This is a genomic window from Alteromonas sp. 14N.309.X.WAT.G.H12 (assembly GCF_036697315.1).
GTDB lineage: Bacteria > Pseudomonadota > Gammaproteobacteria > Enterobacterales > Alteromonadaceae > Alteromonas.
On the sequence record NZ_JBAHZB010000186.1, the window covers coordinates 1 to 3524 of the forward strand.

The 3524-nt window shown below is 47.0% G+C and carries 5 protein-coding genes; 2 read left to right on the top strand and 3 right to left on the bottom strand.

Going from position 1 to position 3524, the window contains the following annotated elements:
* Positions 1–365: 365 nt before the first annotated feature.
* Together V5298_RS20120 and V5298_RS20125 are read right to left on the bottom strand one after the other, a co-directional pair.
* Positions 366–668: a DUF3301 domain-containing protein gene (locus tag V5298_RS20120; RefSeq protein WP_332933202.1), complete on the bottom strand. Its 303-nt coding sequence runs from the start codon at positions 666–668 to the stop codon at positions 366–368.
* A 3-nt stretch (positions 669–671) separates the two neighbouring features.
* On the bottom strand, positions 672–1724 hold the full coding sequence (locus tag V5298_RS20125; RefSeq protein ID WP_332933203.1) for a DUF3549 family protein: 1053 nt from the start codon (positions 1722–1724) through the stop codon (positions 672–674).
* Positions 1725–1832: 108 nt separating this feature from the next.
* Between V5298_RS20125 and V5298_RS20130 the strand changes: the two genes are divergently transcribed.
* Both V5298_RS20130 and V5298_RS20135 read left to right on the top strand, forming a co-directional pair.
* Positions 1833–2621 (top strand): pseudouridine synthase, encoded by a 789-nt coding sequence (locus tag V5298_RS20130; protein ID WP_416351213.1) that lies wholly within the window; start codon positions 1833–1835, stop codon positions 2619–2621.
* A 22-nt stretch (positions 2622–2643) separates the two neighbouring features.
* Positions 2644–3093 (top strand): flavodoxin domain-containing protein, encoded by a 450-nt coding sequence (locus V5298_RS20135; RefSeq protein WP_332933204.1) that lies wholly within the window; start codon positions 2644–2646, stop codon positions 3091–3093.
* Between the two features lie 48 nt (positions 3094–3141).
* Here the strand turns inward: V5298_RS20135 and V5298_RS20140 are convergent.
* A partial coding sequence (locus V5298_RS20140; RefSeq protein ID WP_332933205.1) for a DapH/DapD/GlmU-related protein occupies positions 3142–3524 on the bottom strand: 383 nt, incomplete at its 5' end.

Sequence of the window (3524 nt, forward strand, 5' to 3'; positions counted from 1 at the left end):
AACTTAAGGACAGCTCATAGGACATGAGCGCACCGTGCATGGAAGTGGGGTGATGTAAGGAACGCAAAGAAAAGGATCGCAGCCGGGGGGGCTGAAGGGATCAACTTCATGGATGAGGCATACTGTATTATGGATGTACAGTGCTTTATGGATAAATGGAAAGGGATCGACTCAAGGAAAGAGTTGCTCACGAAGGATGATGTGAGATAAGAAGGAAAGGGGCGTATAGGGATTTTTATCCGGACGATGAAAATTGCAATGGAACGCTGAGAAGGAAGCTCAAAATTTCAAAAAAGCGGTAGTGTGGACTACCGCTTTTTTTGTGCTTGTTTATTGGCATAGGAGAAGAGTTTTCCCCGATATTCTCATACGCGGTAGGGAGGAAGCTGGGTACGTATAACACGCTTTCCTATCATGTGAATTTCGCCGCTGTACCTGTCTTCGCCATTTCCTGAAAACTCAAAAATAAAGCGGGATTGCCAATCGGGCTTTGCGTATTTGAACGTGATGCGGGTAGACGTGCGAGCTAGGGTTAACAGTTGTAACTGGTGGGTTTGACAATATTGCAGGATGTACTGATTTGCCGCTTCCGATATACTCCGGATGCGCCAAAACTGAAAACCAACAAAACCTAAAATCAAAAATAGGGTGAGCTCGGCGAGTGTCATTATCTACTTCTTCTGCGTTTGGCTAAACAGATGACCAAAGGCGCGGGCTAATACCTCACTGCGTTCGGTAGAACGAAGCACCCCTAACACTTCGGCTCTAAGGCATGGTAACTGAACCAGATCTGAAAAAAAGCCAGCAAAAAGCTTTCCTTCCATCGATTCATCTTCATCAAGGGCTGCGGCACGTTCAAAAAACTGTATCAGGCGATGACCGCTAAGTTGCCCGTAATGGCGCCCGGCAATGACACTAAGAACATGGATGTCAGCGTGCTTTGAATCCAGTAGGGTATTCAATAACGTCTGGCTGATGGTATCGGCTTGTTCACTGCTTAATGCACGTAACGCCGCTAAAGCCAGTGCAGGCGAAGAAGAGAATGTGTCAGCACAATATTGAGCACAATGCTGCTTAAACGCCGTGGGTAAAGAGACAGCCTCCGCCGATTCTAATAATATGCGGGTAAAATCTTCATGATACAGTGCCATATTTTGCGCCACAGTATGACACGTTGTTTCGTCCCTTAAGGTTTGCGCAAAGTCAGCAATGGATTGCACCGAGAGTTTACGCCAGTCGCTTATGGCCGGCGCGTTAACATAGTGTTCAACCTCTTTTACGCCGTCATTAAAAGGCAGCGATAAACAGGACTTTGTCACCGCGCTAAATAGCGCCATTTGTGATTGAGTCGGAACAAAGGAGTAGGGATTGTCTGGCAGTGTATCGTGTTTTTCTTCTCCTAAACTTTGCCCTAAGGCATCCACAATGATCTGCAAAAAATGATTGCGCGCCGCAGCGACCAGTAAGCCACGTTCATCGATGGGGAATTTCACGAACCAGATATAATGATTCGGTTTTTGGCCTTCAGACCAAAAGACAATGGCAAACCAAGCATGCTGTTGACGGGGTCTGGGGCAAGGACGCAAGCCATTTTCTAAATCGAGAAATAACTGGGTGTCCAAGGGATGAACGCCACGGCCAAGATCAAAAAACTGAAAGTTGGTTCCTGCGTGAAGCAAAAACTCACTTAAGGTATGGATAGTAGGGTCAGGGGCTTGAGACATAGAAAAGTATGAGTACCGTGCATAAAAAGGCTAATGATAGCGAGGCCACGGGGAGATTACTACCATTATGACGGACATGATATACTGGCGCTTTTTTAGGGTATAGCCATGGTGCTAGATGAAGCGAATGACGGGCCACTGGCAGTGACAACCGAACCGGCCACATCGATACAAATTTTGTATCAGGATGAATATGTCGTGGCCATGGACAAACCGCCGGGCTTGCTTGTTCACCGAAGCCCCATTGATAAGCGTGAAACCCAGTTTGCGGTGCAGCAATTGCGAGATAAAGTCGGGCGGCATGTGTATCCGGTTCATCGCCTTGATAGACCGACTTCAGGTGTGTTGTTGTTTGCCTTTGATGGGCAGACGGCCAGTGTACTTGGTCAGGCAATGATGAATAAACAAATAGAAAAGCGTTATGTTGCCTTGGTGCGCGGCTGGATGTTCGGTGCAGGGTTTATTGATTACCCATTGTCTTTTAAGCGTGACAAGTATGCCGATGCCCATCGTGGCGAAAATATTCCCCCTCAACCTGCGCAAACTGAATATGAAACTTTGCAGCGATTTTTGCTCCCTGAGCCCGTTGGCCGTTATGATGAGGCACGATATTCCTTGCTTGCATTACGTCCTTTTACCGGGCGCAAGCATCAATTGAGACGGCATCTTGTACATTTACGCCATCCGATTATTGGTGATACCACCCACGGCGATGGCAAACAAAACAAATTTGCGCGTAAATACTTTGATTTTGGTCATTTAGCCCTCACTTGTACACATATGAATTTTATTCACCCTGTGACAGGTGATAACGTATCGGTTACTACCACGCCCCCTGCTGGATTTAATCGAATGTTAGCAACCCTTGAAGCGTATCGGTGTGATAATTTAACCTAAAATCAATGAACAAGAGACAGATATGACAGCGTTAACAATTCTAGCGGGCAGTGTGTATGGCAATGCCCAACATGCGGCTGACACCGTGGCTTCGGCATTAACAGATGAAGGTATCCATTGCACTGTCTATAGTGATCCTCAGGTATCGGATATCGAACAAGCGGAAGCGTTGTTGGTGATCACCTCTACAACGGGGCAGGGTGACATTCCCCCTAATCTTGAAATGGTATTTGCAGACTTGCGGGATCAGTTTCCATTGTTAAACCGTAAGCCCTTTGCCGTAGCCGCTTTAGGTGACAGTAGTTACGGTGATACTTTTTGTGGTGCCGGCCACCAGTGGCATGAATTACTCACCGAGCTGCAAGGTACGCCCGTCGCCGATATGTTTAAAGTGGATGCCATGGAAAGCTTAGAGCCAGAAAAAGACGTGATGGCGTTTGTGATGAAAGTGAAAGATGAATTGATCAGCTAAAAGTAAAAAGGCGCTTAGCAGCGCCTTTTTGGGTATTTGTGACTAGGGTTATTCCACACTGCGCAGCAGGGCGTTTATGCCTACTTTGGCACGGGTTTTAGCGTCGACCTTTTTCACAATGATGGCGGCATATAAATTATATTTGCCATCTTTACTTGGCAAAGTGCCAGAGACCACCACCGATCCTGCCGGTACGCGGCCATAATGCACTTCGCCGGTTTCCCGATCATATATGCGGGTGCTTTGTGAAATATACACACCCATGGAAATCACCGCGCCTTCTTCGACAATCACGCCTTCAACAATTTCAGAACGGGCGCCAATAAAGCAGTTGTCTTCAATAATTGTTGGGTTTGCCTGCAGGGGTTCTAGTACGCCACCAATGCCTACACCGCCAGATAAGTGTACATTTTTACCAATCTGTGCACAGG